At 68.3% G+C, this 15883-nt stretch carries 18 protein-coding genes, 1 tRNA gene and 1 riboswitch; of the genes, 10 read left to right on the forward strand and 9 right to left on the reverse strand.

Annotated features, from left to right (window positions below; translation table 11 throughout):
* From AC1Z3O_RS03020 to glyA, 7 genes are all read right to left on the reverse strand, one after another.
* Positions 1–441 carry a type IV pilin protein gene (locus tag AC1Z3O_RS03020; protein WP_483513404.1) on the reverse strand — a complete coding sequence of 147 codons (441 nt, stop codon included), beginning with the start codon at positions 439–441 and terminating at the stop codon, positions 1–3.
* Positions 438–2201 (reverse strand): hypothetical protein, encoded by a 1764-nt coding sequence (locus tag AC1Z3O_RS03025; RefSeq protein WP_483513406.1) that lies wholly within the window; start codon positions 2199–2201, stop codon positions 438–440. Before AC1Z3O_RS03025 ends, AC1Z3O_RS03020 begins: the two co-directional genes overlap by 4 nt.
* The gene (locus tag AC1Z3O_RS03030) at positions 2198–2839 is read right to left on the reverse strand and encodes a pilus assembly protein (protein WP_483513408.1); all 642 of its coding nucleotides are present in this window, start codon (positions 2837–2839) and stop codon (positions 2198–2200) included. Before AC1Z3O_RS03030 ends, AC1Z3O_RS03025 begins: the two co-directional genes overlap by 4 nt.
* Positions 2836–3846 (reverse strand): PilW family protein, encoded by a 1011-nt coding sequence (locus tag AC1Z3O_RS03035; RefSeq protein WP_483513410.1) that lies wholly within the window; start codon positions 3844–3846, stop codon positions 2836–2838. The genes AC1Z3O_RS03030 and AC1Z3O_RS03035 overlap by 4 nt, the downstream gene beginning before the upstream one ends.
* Positions 3843–4262: a hypothetical protein gene (locus AC1Z3O_RS03040; RefSeq protein ID WP_483513412.1), complete on the reverse strand. Its 420-nt coding sequence runs from the start codon at positions 4260–4262 to the stop codon at positions 3843–3845. The genes AC1Z3O_RS03035 and AC1Z3O_RS03040 overlap by 4 nt, the downstream gene beginning before the upstream one ends.
* A 596-nt stretch (positions 4263–4858) precedes the next feature.
* Entirely contained in the window at positions 4859–5326 is a 468-nt protein-coding gene (gene nrdR, locus AC1Z3O_RS03045) for a transcriptional regulator NrdR (RefSeq protein WP_483513413.1), read from the reverse strand.
* A gap of 150 nt (positions 5327–5476) precedes the next feature.
* Positions 5477–6724, reverse strand: a complete 1248-nt coding sequence (gene glyA, locus AC1Z3O_RS03050; RefSeq protein ID WP_483513415.1) for a serine hydroxymethyltransferase — start codon at positions 6722–6724, stop codon at positions 5477–5479.
* A 123-nt stretch (positions 6725–6847) separates the two neighbouring features.
* Positions 6848–6949: riboswitch (ZMP/ZTP riboswitch) on the reverse strand.
* Positions 6950–7067: 118 nt separating this feature from the next.
* On the opposite strand from glyA, the gene ybgC reads away from it, so the two are divergent.
* From ybgC to AC1Z3O_RS03100, 10 genes are all read left to right on the forward strand, one after another.
* The gene (gene ybgC / locus AC1Z3O_RS03055; RefSeq protein ID WP_483513417.1) at positions 7068–7472 is read left to right on the forward strand and encodes a tol-pal system-associated acyl-CoA thioesterase; all 405 of its coding nucleotides are present in this window, start codon (positions 7068–7070) and stop codon (positions 7470–7472) included.
* A complete protein-coding gene (gene tolQ / locus AC1Z3O_RS03060; RefSeq protein ID WP_483513418.1) occupies positions 7469–8152 on the forward strand; it encodes a protein TolQ in 684 nt (227 codons plus the stop codon). Before ybgC ends, tolQ begins: the two co-directional genes overlap by 4 nt.
* A 20-nt stretch (positions 8153–8172) precedes the next feature.
* Positions 8173–8610: a protein TolR gene (gene tolR, locus AC1Z3O_RS03065; RefSeq protein ID WP_483513419.1), complete on the forward strand. Its 438-nt coding sequence runs from the start codon at positions 8173–8175 to the stop codon at positions 8608–8610.
* Between the two features lie 20 nt (positions 8611–8630).
* Entirely contained in the window at positions 8631–9782 is a 1152-nt protein-coding gene (tolA, locus tag AC1Z3O_RS03070; RefSeq protein WP_483513421.1) for a cell envelope integrity protein TolA, read from the forward strand.
* Positions 9783–9979: 197 nt separating this feature from the next.
* Complete coding sequence (gene tolB / locus AC1Z3O_RS03075) at positions 9980–11260, forward strand: Tol-Pal system beta propeller repeat protein TolB (protein ID WP_483513422.1); 1281 nt, start codon at positions 9980–9982, stop codon at positions 11258–11260.
* A 15-nt stretch (positions 11261–11275) separates the two neighbouring features.
* On the forward strand, positions 11276–11785 hold the full coding sequence (gene pal / locus AC1Z3O_RS03080; protein ID WP_483513423.1) for a peptidoglycan-associated lipoprotein Pal: 510 nt from the start codon (positions 11276–11278) through the stop codon (positions 11783–11785).
* Between the two features lie 16 nt (positions 11786–11801).
* Complete coding sequence (gene ybgF, locus AC1Z3O_RS03085) at positions 11802–12563, forward strand: tol-pal system protein YbgF (protein WP_483513424.1); 762 nt, start codon at positions 11802–11804, stop codon at positions 12561–12563.
* A 179-nt stretch (positions 12564–12742) separates the two neighbouring features.
* The gene (queC, locus tag AC1Z3O_RS03090) at positions 12743–13426 is read left to right on the forward strand and encodes a 7-cyano-7-deazaguanine synthase QueC (protein ID WP_483513426.1); all 684 of its coding nucleotides are present in this window, start codon (positions 12743–12745) and stop codon (positions 13424–13426) included.
* Positions 13427–13464: 38 nt separating this feature from the next.
* On the forward strand, positions 13465–14580 hold the full coding sequence (locus AC1Z3O_RS03095) for a YeeE/YedE family protein (RefSeq protein WP_483513427.1): 1116 nt from the start codon (positions 13465–13467) through the stop codon (positions 14578–14580).
* 67 nt (positions 14581–14647) lie between these two features.
* Positions 14648–14723: transfer RNA gene (locus AC1Z3O_RS03100), tRNA-Lys, on the forward strand.
* Positions 14724–14892: 169 nt separating this feature from the next.
* Here AC1Z3O_RS03100 and AC1Z3O_RS03105 read toward each other — a convergent pair.
* Both AC1Z3O_RS03105 and AC1Z3O_RS03110 read right to left on the reverse strand, forming a co-directional pair.
* Entirely contained in the window at positions 14893–15387 is a 495-nt protein-coding gene (locus AC1Z3O_RS03105; RefSeq protein WP_483513428.1) for a DUF3318 domain-containing protein, read from the reverse strand.
* Complete coding sequence (locus AC1Z3O_RS03110) at positions 15384–15764, reverse strand: phage holin family protein (RefSeq protein ID WP_483513430.1); 381 nt, start codon at positions 15762–15764, stop codon at positions 15384–15386. The genes AC1Z3O_RS03105 and AC1Z3O_RS03110 overlap by 4 nt, the downstream gene beginning before the upstream one ends.
* Positions 15765–15883 lie beyond the last annotated feature (119 nt).

A 15883-nucleotide genomic window follows, 5' to 3' on the forward strand; every position in this document is an offset into this window, starting at 1 on the left:
TCAGCACGCCGGCGGCAGGGGCCGTGGCGGTTCTGCTTCGGTTGCTTGCGAGAGCCACTCTCCGGTGCTGCGCAGGATCAGCGTGCCGCAATGGCCGTCCGGCAGCAGCGGCACCGCGCGCAGTTCCACGCAGTGGTCGATGCCCGCCTGCGGACAGGCGGCGGGCACCAGCAAGTGGCGTGGCTGCGCGGGCGGCGGTGGCACGGGGCGTGGCCAGTCGCCCGCAATCCTTCCCCTATCGCCGGGCGCGGCGAAGCTGGCTGTGGAGAGCGCGAGGCGCTCCAGTTCCAGCATGGCCGCCACCAGTGCCGCCCGCGCCTCCATGCGGCGGCCGCGCTCCAGGTGCTGTTGCCAGGCTGGCACGGCGATGCCCGCCAGCACGGCCAGGATGGCCAGCGCGACCATCAGTTCCAGCACGGTGAATCCGGAGCGGCCACTCATGGGGTCGGCTCCGATGCCGGCGTGTGAATCAGTTCGCGCCAGCTCAGCCGCCCCTTGCGCCGCTCGTCATGAATGCGATTCAGCGGGGTGGCGATGCCGCCTTCGATGGCCCACAGGGTATAGGTGATTTCCACCGTTGCCGGCTTGCCGGGCAGGGTTGGCGGACCGGCAAGGCGCGAGGCCTGTGTCACCAGCAGATGTGCCTGCGGGCCAAGCGCCTGCCCGGTGCGAATGGGCATGGCGCGCAGGCCCGGCCTCAGGCTGCCGGAGGACTCGCCGCGCCGCGCCGTCACCAGGTAGGCGCGTTGGCCTCCGGTGCCATCGACGGAGACGATGGCGAGGTGCGCAGGCCCTGCCGGCAGCAGGCGATGCACGCGCTCGCCGGCATGCGGCAAGTCCAGCCGCCAGCCGCTCGGCTGCGCGGCTGGCAAGCCTGGCGTGCCCGGCGCGGGAGGCGCGGAAGGGGCGCGCAGCACGACGGCGCCACCTTCCGCCAGGTCGGCCTCGACGGGCGTGGCGGGCATGGCCCTGCGTTGCGCCAGCGGGCCGGCGTCGAATACGGCGTGCACGCTGGAGCCGCTGCCGTAGATGGCGAGATGTCCGCCCGGGGCAGCGAAGAGCAGCGGAGGCGCCGCTTCCTGCAGCTCGCCGCCGCCCGGGCGGCCCGCGCCGGCAGTCGGGGCATGCAGGCAGGCGGCGGCGTGCCTGCGGTCCGGTCCGGTAGCGAGGTCGGGCAGGTCGAAGCGCCATAGCTGTGCGGCCGCATCGACGGCATAGGCCGCCCGGGCAATGCCGGCGGCATCGTTCAGCACGCTCGCCGCCAGCAGCGGGGAAGCGGAGACGCCGCCCGCGCAGGCTTGCGCGGGCAGGGGCAGGACGATATCCGGTGCGTCCGGGTCCAGTGGCAACAGGGCGAGGCCGGGGCGCGGCACGCCGCGCGGGTGGGCGATGGCGCTCAAGGCGTGCCAGCGTGGCCGCAGCGGGTCGCCCAGCGCCAGCGCGCGTACCGGCCCCGCCGCGGACAGCGGCAGCGCGGGCGAGGTCTCGCGCACCAGCAGCACCGGGGGAGGTTCGCCAGCGGTGACGCGCGAGATGTCGAGCACGTAGATGCGGACTCCTGGCGGTGGCAGGGTTTGCCGGCGCGGCGCTGGAGGGCCGTTGCCCGGCTGGGCCAGGCCGTGGGCGTCACGCATCTCTCTTGTGGTCATGCCGCAAAGCAAGACCGTGCGCCAGGTGCCGTCGCCCAGCCGGACATCGGCGGCTTGCGGACGCGGGCAGGGGTTGCGCGGATGCCGTGGCATGCCGCCAGCACCGGTGCCGGCCGGCGCCGCGGTCGTCATGACTACGGCGCCGCTGGCTGCGTCGAGGGCTTGGATCTTGCCGTCGGCAGTGCCCAGCCAGATCAGGGACGGGCGCTTGCTGTGTTGCGCGCGAAAGGCAGCATGTCCGGGTTGGCCGGGCATCCAGGGTGGCGCCGGCACGAGCACTGCCGCTGCGAGATCGCGCAGGTCAGTCAGCTCCGGGCGGAGGCCAGGCAGGCTTGCCTGCCACCGCACAGGAGCGGGGCCGGCGGCGCCATCCGCGGGCAGTGTCCGAGCCACCAGGCGGTCGGTGGCCTCGATCAGGATGACGCGCTCCAGCGCCGCGGTTGGCCCGCTAGCATCGTGCGGCGCCGCCGCGCATGGAGAGGCGGCCAGGGCCAGCGCGGTGATTGCTGCGATCGCGCCGATTGCGGCGCGCGCGGTGTCAATGGGGCTCATGGCAGGAACTCGCTTTGCAGCACGACGCGGCCCAAGCCATGACGGCCCACGCCGATGGCGGTGATGCGCAGGCGTGGCGCGGAGGGCTGCTGCGCATAGCTGGCGTTCAACAGGCTGTATTCCGGAGATTCCGGCAGCAGTTCGACCAGGTACCGCGGTGGCAGGGTGGCGCCGGCAGCCCGCGGCGGCAGCAGAGGCAGCCTGTTGCCGGTGATGTCCCCGAAGGCGACGCCGAGCGAGGTCACCGGCACCTGCCCATGCAGCCAGGCCAGCCAGGGCGGCTCGCCTTTGCCGTCGGGGCGGCAAAGGCCGCGCTGCGCACCGCTGCCGCACCGGCCCGGCGCGGGCCAGTCGGACAGGCGCACGCTCACGCCGGCCGCAGTGTCCCGCAGCGCCTTCGTCATGTCGGCTTCTGCGTCCTGCAAGGCGGCATCGGCCGCGCGCAAGGCGATTTCCCGTTCCAGTTGCAGCGTGACAAGCTGCCGTCCCGATAGCAGGAAGGACAGCAAGGCGACGGTACAGGCCGCGCTCGACAGCAACAATACGGCAGTGAGCAGCAGGGTCGAGCCGCCGCGGATGGTTGCCGCACCGAAGCGTTGGCGCGCGCATCGCGCCGGCGGGATCGCTGGCGTGCTCATGGCACATCGGCGTTCGCCGGGTTGCGCAGGTGAACGGTGGTGGCGAACACCCTGCGCACCAGGCCTGGGTTGGTGTCGGGATGGAACAGGATGTCGCTGCCCTCGGGTGCGGCCGCGTCCTGCGCGCGGCGCGGCAGAAGGGGCAGGGCATCGGAGGTGCCGGCGCCGGGCAGTGGCCGCTCGCCGCGCAGCACCATGGCCACCTGCACCGCGCGGACTTGTGTCCAGGACGGGGCGCCGGGCCGTTCGAGCTCTCCGGCACGAAGATAGTCGTCAATGACGCCGTCGCCATCGCGGTCGACGCCGTAGCGCAACTGCATCGTCTCCACCCCGCGCACCAGGGCGCCGGACGTCCAGGCGCCGGCTTGGGCCATGCCGTTGCGGCGGGTGGGATAGCGGCACAGCAGTTGCGGTTCGCCATCATTGCCCAGGCCCACATACAGCAGGTTGGCCGCGGCATGCCCGGCAACGGCGGCGCCGCCATCGTCGACCGCCTGCGCGGCCAGCGGATAGCCGCTGCAATCGATCATGGTCCGGTCGGGGACGGTCGGATCGGCGGCCATAGCACTGCCGCTCATGCGCACCAGCATGGCGTCGCTGGCGACCACGCCGCGTCGTCCACAGGACAGTGCGTTGCCGATGGCAGGCTGCCCGCAGTCGTCGCGGCCGCTGAGCGCCGGCGGGGCGCCAGCCGGAAGGGCGCCGGCCTCCGTCGGGCGCCAGCCCGCATGGCGGACGAGGTGCGCGACCATGGCGAGCGCGCGTTGCCCCCGCTCCTCCAGCAGGATGCGGTCGACCGCCAGGCGGTAGGCGAGCTGCAGCGCGTGGAAGGCGATGCCCGCCAGGCCCAGCACGAGCAGACCGAGGACAAGGCCGACCATCAGTTCGACCAGGGACATCCCGCGCGTATCCGGACGCCGTCCGCGCCTGCCACTGCAAACGCGGCCTTCAGGCCGGACGCACGGTGGCCGGCGTGCCAATGCGCGGGTGCAGTCGTCGCGGGTCAAGGCCGGCTCCACAGCGCCACGGCCGCTTCGCCATCCGACGCCCCGGGGTGGATGGCGGGCAGCAGCGCGACCGCCAGCCGGCGGCCGGGGTGACAGACCCGGCCGTCGAACCGGTCGCAGTGCATCAGTTGTGTCTTGCGTTCGGCCGCCGACTGCCGGCCGGCCAGGACCTCGTCCGGGCCATTCGCCTCGGCCAGTTCCGCTGCGGCGCGCGTGGCCGCGCCCAGCGTCTCGTAGTGCCGCAAGGCGTCGACGGCGAGCGGCGCCAGCGTGGCCATCGGCATCAGCGCGATGCCGGTGAGCGCGAGCGCGACGAGGCTCTCTGTCAGCAGGTAGCCTCGATCGAGCTGTGCGATGGGCGTGATCCGCCGGGGTTGCGGGCGGGCGCCGAGAGCGGCAAGCGGGGAAGCTGGCATGGCAATCTCCATCGGCTTGGTATCCGCTCAGGATAGGGATCGGCGTGCGGGCCGATGTGCCAGCCTGTAAAGAGATTGCTTAATGATGTTGCCGACTGCCTGCGCGAAGGGCAGGCGCTGGCAACCACGATCTGCCGGCCTCTTTGTCGATGTCGCGTGCGTGGCGGCATTGCGTCCTTGTCCTAGGCGGCGTCAGCCTTTGCACCCAACAACCATACGACATCCCCCTTCGGGGGCTGCCGGTCACTTTTCTTTGCGTTCTGCAAAGAAAACTAACGAAAAGAAAGCAGACCCTGCCGGGGGCAGAGCAATAAGGCTCGCTTGGGTTATCGCCAGCCGTCGTGGGCGTGTCGCCTCTGCTGGTCGCTGCCGCGCCCGGTGCTTAAGTGGTCGACGCTGCCAATGCCGAGAGCATGGATGGTTGGGCCCCTGATGCCGGGCCGCCGTGGTAGTTAGACCATCCTGCCGTTACCGAGGCTGGCCGCCACTTCCTACTAATCGTGGCTGGTTTCGTGGTGGGCGTGTTGGCACCGCCCTCCGGCGCCTTAGCCAGGGCTAGCTTTCTCGTGAGACGCGCTGTTTTCGCTCGGCGGCGCCTAGAGCTTGCGGTTCGGGCCGGCCGAGATTTCCTCCAGCACTTCCCTGAACTCTGATACATCCTCGAAGCTCCGGTAGACCGAAGCGAAGCGGATATAGGCGATCTTGTCGAGCTTGCGCAGTTCGCGCATCACCAGTTCGCCGACCTGGCTGCTCAGCAGTTCCTTCTGTCCCAGCGACAGCAGCTTTTCCTCGATGCGCGTGATGGCGTCGTCGATGGCCTCGGCCGAGACGGGGCGCTTGCGCAGCGCGGTGCGCATGGAGTCCTTGAGCTTGGCGCGGACGTAGTCCTCGCGCGAACCGTTCTTCTTGACGATGGCGGGAAAGAAGAGCTCGATCCGCTCGTACGTGGTGAAGCGGCGGTCGCAGGATTCGCAGCGGCGCCTGCGGCGCACCGTGTCGCCGTCCTCGGACATGCGGGTGTCAAGCACCTGCGTATTGGAATGACCGCAGAAGGGACATTTCATGCCTGACCACCTTGGGATGAGAAAACCTGCCGCGCCGCGCGTCTTGTCATTCTGTCATGGCGCGGGGGCATTGGGGAGGGGGCGGGCAGCGCCGGCAGGCGCCGGCCCGCACCTGGCGCCGCCCGGGGAGGGCGGCGCGCCGAGGTCTCGTCAGCCGTAGACCGGGAAGCGGCGGGTCAGCGCGGAGACCTGTTCGCGCACGCGCGCGATGGTGGCCTCGTCGTGCGGGTTGTCCAGCACGTCGGCGAGCAGGTTGGCCACCTGGCGGGCTTCGTCTTCCTTGAAGCCGCGGGTGGTCATGGCCGGCGAGCCGATGCGGATGCCCGAGGTCACGAACGGCTTTTCCGGGTCGTTCGGGATGGCGTTCTTGTTGACCGTCAGGTGGGCGTCGCCGAGGATCTTCTCGGCTTCCTTGCCGGTGATCTTCTTGGCGCGCAGGTCCACCAGCATCACGTGGCTCTCGGTGCGGCCCGAGACGATGCGCAGGCCGCGCGCGATCAGGGTCTCGGCCAGCACGGCGGCGTTCTTCACCACCTGTTCCTGGTAAGCCTTGAATTCCGGCGTCAGCGCTTCCTTGAAGGCCACGGCCTTGCCGGCGATGACGTGCATCAGCGGGCCGCCCTGGATGCCGGGGAAGATGGCCGAGTTGATGGCCTTCTCATGCTCGGCCTTCATCAGGATCACGCCGCCGCGCGGGCCGCGCAGGCTCTTGTGCGTGGTGGTGGTGACGAAGTCGGCGTGCGGCACCGGGTTCGGGTAGACGCCCGCGGCGATCAGGCCGGCGTAGTGGGCCATGTCGACCATGAAGTAGGCGCCGATGGACTTGGCGACGCGCGCGATGCGCTCGAAATCGATGCGCAGGGCGAAGGCGGAGGCGCCGGCGATGATCAGCTTGGGCTTCTTCTCCTGGGCCAGCGCTTCCAGCGCGTCGTAGTCGATGTCTTCCTGGGCGTTCAGGCCGTAGCTGACTACGTTGAACCACTTGCCGCTCATGTTCAGCGCCATGCCGTGGGTCAGGTGGCCGCCTTCGGCCAGGCTCATGCCCATGATGGTGTCGCCCGGCTTGAGCACGGCGAAGAACACGCCCTGGTTGGCCTGGGAACCGGAGTTCGGCTGCACGTTGGCGGCTTCCGCGCCGAACAGTTGCTTGACGCGGTCGATGGCCAGCTGCTCGACGACGTCGACGTACTCGCAGCCACCGTAGTAGCGCTTGCCAGGATAGCCCTCGGCGTACTTGTTGGTCAGCTGCGAGCCCTGGGCGGCCATCACGGCCGGCGAGGTGTAGTTTTCCGAGGCGATCAGCTCGATGTGATCTTCCTGGCGCTGGTTTTCCTTCTGGATGGCGGCGAAGAGTTCCGGATCGATCTGGTCGATCGTGTAGCGGCTGCGTTCGAACATGGCGGGATTCGTCTTAAAAAAAGGGGATCCGACTTGAGCTTCGGGGGGAGGGCGCGCGGGGGAAGGCACATGCGACCAGCACCGGCGGGACTTCCGACCGGCGCAGGGCGCACCCTGCTTCCCATTCGCTGCCCAGGCGAGCGGCAGGCGTTATAAACTACACGCCAGAGACCTTGCGCTTCCTCGTGGTAGTGCCCACTGACTTCGCCAGTCGCGCAAGATGGAATGGTTGGCGCGAGTTTACGCGAGCCGCGGGCCGGCCGCAAGACGCCTGCCAGGCACTGTGGCTGCGGATACAAGGGTTTACGTCAGGGTGGGGTTCGGCTCCGCTACAATCGCGGCCATGACGAACTTTGTCTGGACCCTGCGCGTGTATTGGGAAGATACCGACGCAGGCGGCGTGGTCTTCTACGCCAACTACCTGAAATTCTTCGAACGTGCCCGCACCGAGTGGCTGCGCGCGCTTGGAGTCGGCCAGCAGTCACTTGCCGACGAAGCGGGCGTAGTCTTCGTCGTCAGAAGCACGGCAGTGGAATACAATGCGCCCGCCCGCCTGGACGACCAGGTCGAGATCCGTACCCGGATTGAACGGGTTGGCCCGGCCTCGGTCCAATTCGCCCAAGAAGCGTGGCGCGGGGAGTTGTTGCTGGCGACCGGCGCCATCCGCGTCGGTTGTGTAGATAAAGTCACGTTCCGTCCCGCCCCCATCCCCGCCCCCGTCCTCGCAACCATCAAGACCGCCCGATGAATCCCGTGTCCGTCACGCAAGACCTGTCGATCATTACGCTGGTGCTTCACGCCAGCCTGCTGGCGCAGGCCGTCATGGCGCTGCTGCTGGTGATGTCCCTGTTCTCGTGGACCTATATCTTCCGCAAGCACTTGGCGCTGCGTTCCGCGCGTAGCCAGACCGAGGGCTTCGAGCGCGATTTCTGGGCCGGCGGCGACCTGCAGGCCCTCTATAACAGCGCGGTCAACAACCGTCACAACACCGGCGCGCTGGAACGCATCTTCGAGTCCGGCATGGGTGAATTCCTCAAGGCACGCGAGCGCAGCAACGACGCCGGTGCGCTGCTCGACGCGGCCCGCCGCGCGATGCGCGCGGCCTACCAGCGCGAAATGGACGTGCTGGAGTCGCACCTGCCCTTCCTGGCCTCGGTCGGCTCGGTCAGCCCCTATATCGGTCTGTTCGGCACCGTGTGGGGCATCATGAACGCCTTCCGCGGCTTGTCCAACGTCCAGCAGGCGACCCTCGCCTCGGTGGCGCCCGGCATTGCCGAGGCGCTGGTGGCCACGGCCATCGGCCTGTTCGCCGCGATTCCGGCGGTGATCGCCTACAACCGCTACGCGACCGAGATCGACCGGCTGGCGATCCGCTTCGAGAGCTTCATCGAAGAGTTCCTGAACATCCTGCAGCGCCAGACGCGCTGACGCCAGCAAGGAGCCCAGCTATGGCAGCCATCCAGCGTCGCGGCGGTTCGCGCCGTCGTGCCAGCGCCGAGATCAACGTCGTGCCGTATATCGACGTGATGCTCGTGCTGCTCGTCATCTTCATGGTGGCCGCGCCGATCGTGAGCCCGGCCGTGGTCGACCTGCCTTCGGTGGCCAATGCCACGCCGCAGCAGAAGACGCCGCCCATCGTGGTGACGGTCCACGAGGACGGCAAGCTGACCGCGCGCGGCAAGGACAATGCCGGCAACGCGTTCGACCGCCAGCTCGACAAGCCGGGGCTGATCGCCTTTGTCAATCAGCGCCAGAACGAGAACCCGGACCAGCCGGTGGTGATCGCTGCCGACCGCTCGGTGCGCTATGAAGCCGTGCTCGACGTGATGTCCGACCTGAAGGCCGATGGGGTCAAGCGCGTCGGCCTGATGGTGAAGTCCAAGTAGCCAGAGTCAGCCCGCCGTCGATGAAAAAGGCCGCCTACCCTTACCAGCCGGTGCAAGAGAAGGGAACCCTGCGTTCCTTCCTGCTGGCCCTGCTGATGCACCTGCTCCTGGCGCTGGTGTTGTACTTCGGCGTTCACTGGCAGATCAGCACACCGGCGGGCTCCGAAGCGGAGCTTTGGAGTGCCGCCGACCTGACGCCCGAGCCCGCGCCTGCGCCTGCGCCGCCACCACCGATGCCGGTTGTGCCGCCGGCGCCGGTGCCGCCCGCGCCGGCTGTGCGCCAGAAGGCGGAGGAAGAGGCCGACATCGCCCTGCAGCAACTGAAGCGCCGCCAGGCCGAGGCCGCGGTGCGCGAGGAAGCGCGCAAGCAGGCGGAACTGCGTGAGCGCCAGGCGCGCGAAGAGGCCGAGCGGCAAGAGGCCCAGCGCAAGGAAGAGGCTAGGAAGAAGGAGAAGGCGGCGCAGCAGCAGGCCGCCCAGCTCGCTGCCCAGCAGGAGCAGCAACGCAAGGAACAGCAGCACAAGGAAGCGGAAGCCAAGGCGAAGGCCAAGGCGGATGCCGATGCGAAGGCGAAGGCCGAGGCAGCTGCCGAAGCAAAGGCGAAGGCCAAGGCGGATGCCGAAGCGAAGGCGAAGGCCGAGGCTGCTGCCGAAGCGAAGGCAAAGGCCAAGGCGGATGCCGAAGCAAAGGCGAAGGCCGAGGCGAAGGCCGAGGCGGCTGCCGAAGCGAAAGCGAAGGCCAAGGCGGATGCCGAAGCGAAGGCCAAGGCCGACGCGGCTGCCAACGCCCAGCGCCGCGGTGAGCTCGCGCGCCTGCAGGCCATGGCCGCGGGTGCCGGCGGTGGTGCCGGCGGTGGCGGGGTGGGCAGCACTGCCGGCGCGGGCGCCGGCAGCGGCGGCAAGGCCTCACCCGGCTACGCAGATCGCGTGCGCCGCCGCGTCAAGCCGAACATCGTCTTCACCGAGGATATCCCCGGTAATCCGGCCGCCGTGGTGACGGTGCAGCTCGCGCCGGATGGCTCGCTGATGTCCGCCCGCTTGAGCAAGTCGAGCGGCAATTCATCCTGGGACAACGCCGTGCTGCGCGCGGTGGAGCGCTCCGATCCGCTGCCGCGCGACGAAAACGGCAAGGCGCCGAGTAACTTCACCATTACGTTCCATCCCAAGGATTGAGCGGCACCGGCGACCATGAATTGCAACATAATGCAACTATCGAAACAGGGCGCCGGATCCACGGCTACGATGATAGGTTGCCTGACGCAGCCGGCTGCGCACATGCAGCACGCTATTGCCAGTGTGCTGCGCGCCACGCCGCGCAACGCCGTGCGCCGGCTGCGCCCCATGAATCTTGATCTTGATTGAGGAGCAGCATGCGAAAGCTTTGGGCCCCAATACTGCTGTCCGTGACGCTGGCATTCACCGCCGGCGGCGCGCGCGCACAGCTCAACGTCGAAATCACCGGGGTTGGCTCCAGCCAGTTCCCGGTGGCCACCGCCAATTTCCAGGGTGAGGCGCAAGCCCCGCAGAACCTGACGGCGATCATTCGCTCCGACCTGCAGCGCAGCGGCCGCATCCGCAACGTCGACCCCGGCGGTGCCACCGTGGCCGAATCCGCGCAAGTGGATCTGGGCAGCTGGAAGGGGCGTGGTGCCGACGCCTTCGTCGCCGGCAGCGTGACGCCGTCCGGCAACGGCCAGTACGACGTGCGTTTCCGCCTGTATGACACGGTCAAGGGCCAGAGCCTGGGCGGGCTGGCCTTCAACGTCAACCAGAACCAGCTGCGCCTGACGGCGCACAAGATCGCCGACTACATCTACGAGAAGCTGCTCGGCGAGCGCGGCGTGTTCGCCACCCGGCTGTCCTATGTGTCGCGTGTCGGCAACCGCTACCAGCTGCTGATCTCGGATTCCGACGGCCAGAACCCGCAAGTCGCGCTGACCAGCACCGAGCCGATCATCTCGCCCTCGTGGTCGCCGGACGGGCGCCGCGTCGCCTATGTTTCGTTCGAGGCCAGGAAGCCGGTCGTCTACGTGCACGACCTGGCCACCGGCCGCCGTACGCAGGTGGCGAACTTCAAGGGCAACAACAGCGCGCCGGCGTGGTCGCCGGACGGCCAGCACCTCGCCCTGGCCCTGTCGCGCGACGGCAATACCCAGATCTACCTGGTCAACGCAGACGGTACCGGCCTCAAGCGCCTGACCCGCAGCAGCGCCATCGACACCGAGCCGATGTACTCGCCCGACGGCCGCAGCATCTACTTCACCAGCGACCGTGGCGGCGGCCCGCAGGTCTACCGCATGCCTGCCGATGGCGAGGCCAGCGGCACGGCCCAGCGCGTGACCTTCAAGGGCAACTACAACGTCAGTCCGCGCATCTCGCCGGACGGCAAGCAGCTCGCCTATATCACGCGTGCCGGCGGCTTCAAGCTGCAACTGCTGGACCTGGCCACTGGCGATGTCAGCTCGCTGACCGACACCAGCAACGACGAAGCGCCGAGCTTCGCGGCCAACGGCAAGTACATTCTCTACGCAACCCGGGTGGGCGGCCGCCCGGTGTTGGCGGCGGTGTCCACTGACGGGCGTACCCGCCAGGTTCTGTCCCTCCAGTCCGGCGAAGTTCGCGAGCCGTCCTGGGGTCCCTTCATGCAATAACAGGAGTGTTCTGCCATGTCCCAAATGATGACCAAGACTCTCGCAGTCGCAGCGCTGCTGGCGCTGGGCGCGTGCAGCTCGGGTGTCAAGCTCGAAGACACCGCCAACGCCGGCGCGAACAAGGGCGCGGCAACCGATGCACGCGCTGTGGCACCGGTCGACGTGAGCCGCGATGCGCTGAACGACCCGAACAGCCCGCTGGCCAAGCGCAGCGTGTACTTCGACTTCGACAGCTACTCGGTCAAGCCCGAGTACCAGGGCACGCTGACCGAGCACGCCAAGTACCTCGGCGGCCATCGTGACCACAAGATCCTGATCCAGGGCAACACCGACGAACGCGGCACCAGCGAGTACAACCTCGCGCTGGGCCAGAAGCGCGCCGAAGCGGTGCTGCGCTCGCTGTCGTCGCTGGGCGTGCCCGAGAGCCAGATGGAAGCTGTCAGCCTGGGCAAGGAAAAGCCGAAGGCGACCGGTCACGACGAATCCTCGTGGTCGGAAAACCGCCGCGCGGACCTCGTCTACTGATCGGACGGTTCACACCATGAATGCACGCGTCTCCAAACTGTCCTGGCTGGCCGCGCTGTCCTGCGTCGGCCTGCTGTGCGCCGCCGGCCAGGCGCGCGCCGGCGTCTTCGATGACGACGAGGCCCGTCGCGCCATCATGACGATGCGCGACCAGTTCAACGCCTTCCAGGCCACGGCCTCGCAGCGCATCGACCAGACCAGCCGCGTCCAGCTCGACATGCAGAACCAGCTCGAGGGCCTGCGCCAGGAAGTGGCGCGGTTGCGCGGGCAGAACGAGGTACTGCAGAACCAGTTGGAGACGCTGCAGAAGCAGCAGAAGGACTACTACGCGGATCTCGATGGGCGGCTGAAGAAGTTCGAACCGCAGCAGGTGACGGTGGAAGGCAAGGAAGGCGTATCCCAGCCGAACGAGAAGCCGGAGTACGACGCCGCGCTGCAGCGTTTCCAGGGCGGCGACTTCAAGGGCGCCGGCCAGGCCTTCTCGGCCTTCATCAAGAAGTATCCGCAGAGCCCCTACCTCCCGCTGGCGCAGTACTGGCTCGGCAATTCGCTGTATGCCCAGCGTGACTACCGCGGTTCGACCAGCGTGTTGCAGAACATGGTGCAGGCCAATCCCTCGCACCCCAAGGTTCCCGATGCGCTGATCGTGATCGCCAACAACCAGCTCGAGTCCGGCCAGAAGGCGGCCGCCCGCAAGACGCTGGAGCTGGTGGTGTCCAAGTATCCGGGCACCGAAGGCGCGCAGGTGGCCAGCAATCGGCTCAAGACGCTGAAGTAGGCAGGGTCGGTGGCTGCTGCCGCCGCACCGACGGATGCCCTGATGGAGCCCGCGCTGGTCGCGGGCTTTTCTTTTGCCTGCGTCCTGGCCCCGCCGCCGAGGGGTAAGGTGCCGAGGCAGGCTAAAATACCCGGTTACCCCAATCCGCAGATCGGCGCCGCCAGCGCCGGGCACCCATCATGACCAAACGCGCCATCGTCCTGCTTTCCGGCGGCCTGGACTCCGCCACCGTGCTCGCCATGGCACGCGACCAGGGCTTCGAAACCTATGCCCTGTCGATGCGCTACGGCCAGCGCCATTCCTCCGAACTCGAGGCGGCCAAGCGCGTCGCCGCCGCCCTCGGTGCCAAGCGCCACGAGATCATCGACCTGGACCTGCGCCGCTTCGGCGGTTCGGCCCTGACCGACGACGCGCTCGAGGTGCCGACCGACGGCGCCAGCGAGGGCATTCCCATCACCTACGTGCCCGCGCGCAACACCATCATGCTGTCGCTGGCGCTCGGCTGGGCCGAGGCCGTGGGCGGGCGCGACCTTTTCTTCGGCGCCAACGCGGTGGACTATTCCGGCTATCCCGACTGCCGGCCGGAGTACGTGGCCGCCTACGAGACGCTGGCGAACCTGGCCACCAAGGCTGGCGTGGAAGGGGAACGCTTCCACGTGCACGCGCCCATCATCCACATGAGCAAGGCCGAGATCATCCGTGAAGGGAACCGCCTGGGCGTGGACTACGGCCTGACCGTCTCCTGCTACCAGGCCGACGACGACGGCCGCGCCTGCGGTGTCTGCGATTCCTGCCGCATCCGCCGCGCCGGCTTCGAAGCCGCCGGCGTGCCCGACCCCACCCGCTACCAGCAGGCCGGCTGAGACCGGCGCTGCGCTTCGACCTTCCCACGCCCCCGCCTATGCCCGAGATCGATCTTTCCGCGCTCACGCACACGGTGCTGCTGAGCACCTTCGTCCTGACCTTCCTGTTCGGCGCGGTCCTGCAGCGCACGCACTTCTGCACGATGGGTGCGGTGTCCGACGTGGTCAACATCGGCGACTGGAGCCGTATGCGCATGTGGGCGCTGGCGATCGGCGTGGCCATGATCGGCACCGGCGCGCTGGCCGCGGCGGGGGTCATCGATCCGACCAAGACCATCTACACGGTGAGCAAGCTGTCGTGGCTGTCAGCGCTGGCCGGCGGCCTGATGTTCGGCTTCGGCATGGTGCTGGCCTCCGGTTGCGGCAGCAAGACGCTGGTGCGCATCGGCACCGGCAACCTGAAGTCGCTGGTGGTGTTCGTCTTCCTCGGGCTGTCGGCCTTTATGACGCTGCGCGGCCTGTTCGGCGTGGTGCGCGTCAATACGGTGGATGCCGTCTCGCTTGCGCTGCCCGTCACCCAGGACCTGCCCTCGCTGCTGGCCCAGGGCAGCGGCATTGCGCGCGGCACGCTGCAGCTCGGACTGGGGCTGGTGCTGGGCGGCGGCCTGGCGCTGTGGGCGCTGGCGGGGCAGGGCTTCCGCACCTTCGACAACCTGCTCGGCGGCATCGCGGTCGGGCTGGTCATCGTCGCCATGTGGTATGTGTCCGGCCATCTCGGCTACGTGTCGGAAGACCCCAATACGCTGGAAGAGCTCTTCGTCGGCACCAATAGCGGACGCATGGAAAGCCTGAGCTTCGTCGCGCCCTATGCCTACACGCTCGACTGGCTGATGATGTTCAGCGACAAGAGCAAGGTGCTGACCGTGGGCATCGTCAGCGTGTTCGGCGTGATCGCCGGCGCCGCGACCTATGCGCTGGCGACGCGCACCTTCCGCTGGGAAGGATTCGCCGGCGCCGAGGACGTGGCCAACCATATCGTCGGCGGCGTGCTGATGGGAGCCGGCGGCGTGACCGCGCTGGGCTGCACGATCGGGCAGGGGCTGTCGGGTGTGTCGACCCTGGCGCTAGGTTCCTTCATCGCACTGGCGGGTATCCTGGCCGGCGCGGTGCTCGCGTTCCGCTACCAGATCTGGCGTCTGGAACGCATGGCTTGAACAAGTAGGTCGCCAGCGCTTGACATTGCCTGGTGTCGATGCTTATAATCGCTGCTTCAGTTTTTCGGGGTCGTTAGCTCAGTCGGTAGAGCAGCGGACTTTTAATCCGTTGGTCGCGTGTTCGAGTCACGCACGACCCACCAGCATTTCGAAGGGCCTGTGGCGCAAGTCACAGGCCCTTTTTATTTTTCTTTTGCTGATTGATTGCCGTCTTGGCTTGTTCTGAGCCTGGCAGGCTTGCGCAGGTGCGCCGCAGGAGAATGCAGCCGGTGCCGAATGCGCGTTTCGGGCGAGTTTCGGCACCGGCCGGATTCAGCGGTCCTGTTCGTGTTCCTGTTCCTGTTCCTGCTTTTGTTCCGTTGCCGTGCCGGCTGGCGTATCGGTAGCTACCTGTGCCTCGTTCCAGCGCTGGTAGGCCCAATAGCCGGCGCCCGCCACCAGTCCCACCTTCGACAATTTCCAGGCCCAGCGCGCCAGCGGCGTCTTGCGCAGCAGCGGCATGGCCAGCGAGATGGCCGAGCTGAGCACTGGGTGGTCCTTTGCCAGGCCGAGCACGCGCATCCAGGGCGAGGACGTGCCTGGCAGCCAATGGCGCAGGCTGGCGATGCGGCTGGCATTGCCGCGGACGTGGTTGACGGCCTGCGCGAAATCGTAGCGTTCGAGGGCGGCGCGGGTGAGCAGCAGTTCCTTGCGCACGGCGAGCGGTAGCTTGGTTTCGCGCGGCAGTCGCACGGGACGCGGGTGTGGCCGCTGCGATGGGCCGGTCTCGCCTGGCATGGCGCCGGTCTTCGGATCCGTCGCGTTCATCGGCGCAGCACCTCCCGATCCTTGTCAATTTCGGCCAGCGTGGCCTCGAACAGCGGCGGCGCGGTGCGCAGAGTGCGGCGCGCGGCCAACAGGCAGATGGCGCAGGCGAGGATGTCGATCGCCACCACGGCGCCTAGTGCCTGCCAGCGGTAGGTATCCCAGAAGACGACGGCGACCAGCACGGTCAGGGTCACCAGGGCGAGGCCGAAGAAGACCAGGCCGAAGCAGGCGAGCAGGGCCATCTTGATCAGCCGCGCGCGTTCCTCGGCCAGCTCGACACTGGCGAGTTCCAGGCGCGTCTGCGCCATGGCCACCACCGAGCCGGCGAGGTTGCGCAGGGATTCCAGTAATTTAGGTGAGGTGGGCGATTCGCTCATGCGGATTGGGCGTGGCTACATTCGCCCGGACGCGGCTCGGCCGGCCACGGGCGGGAGGGGCCGCGGCATCGCGGCCGCGGGGGCTTGGCTCGCAGTGGCGCGCAGCGTGCGCCACCGCC

The sequence above is a fragment of the Cupriavidus sp. 09_S30 genome, assembly GCF_056930435.1.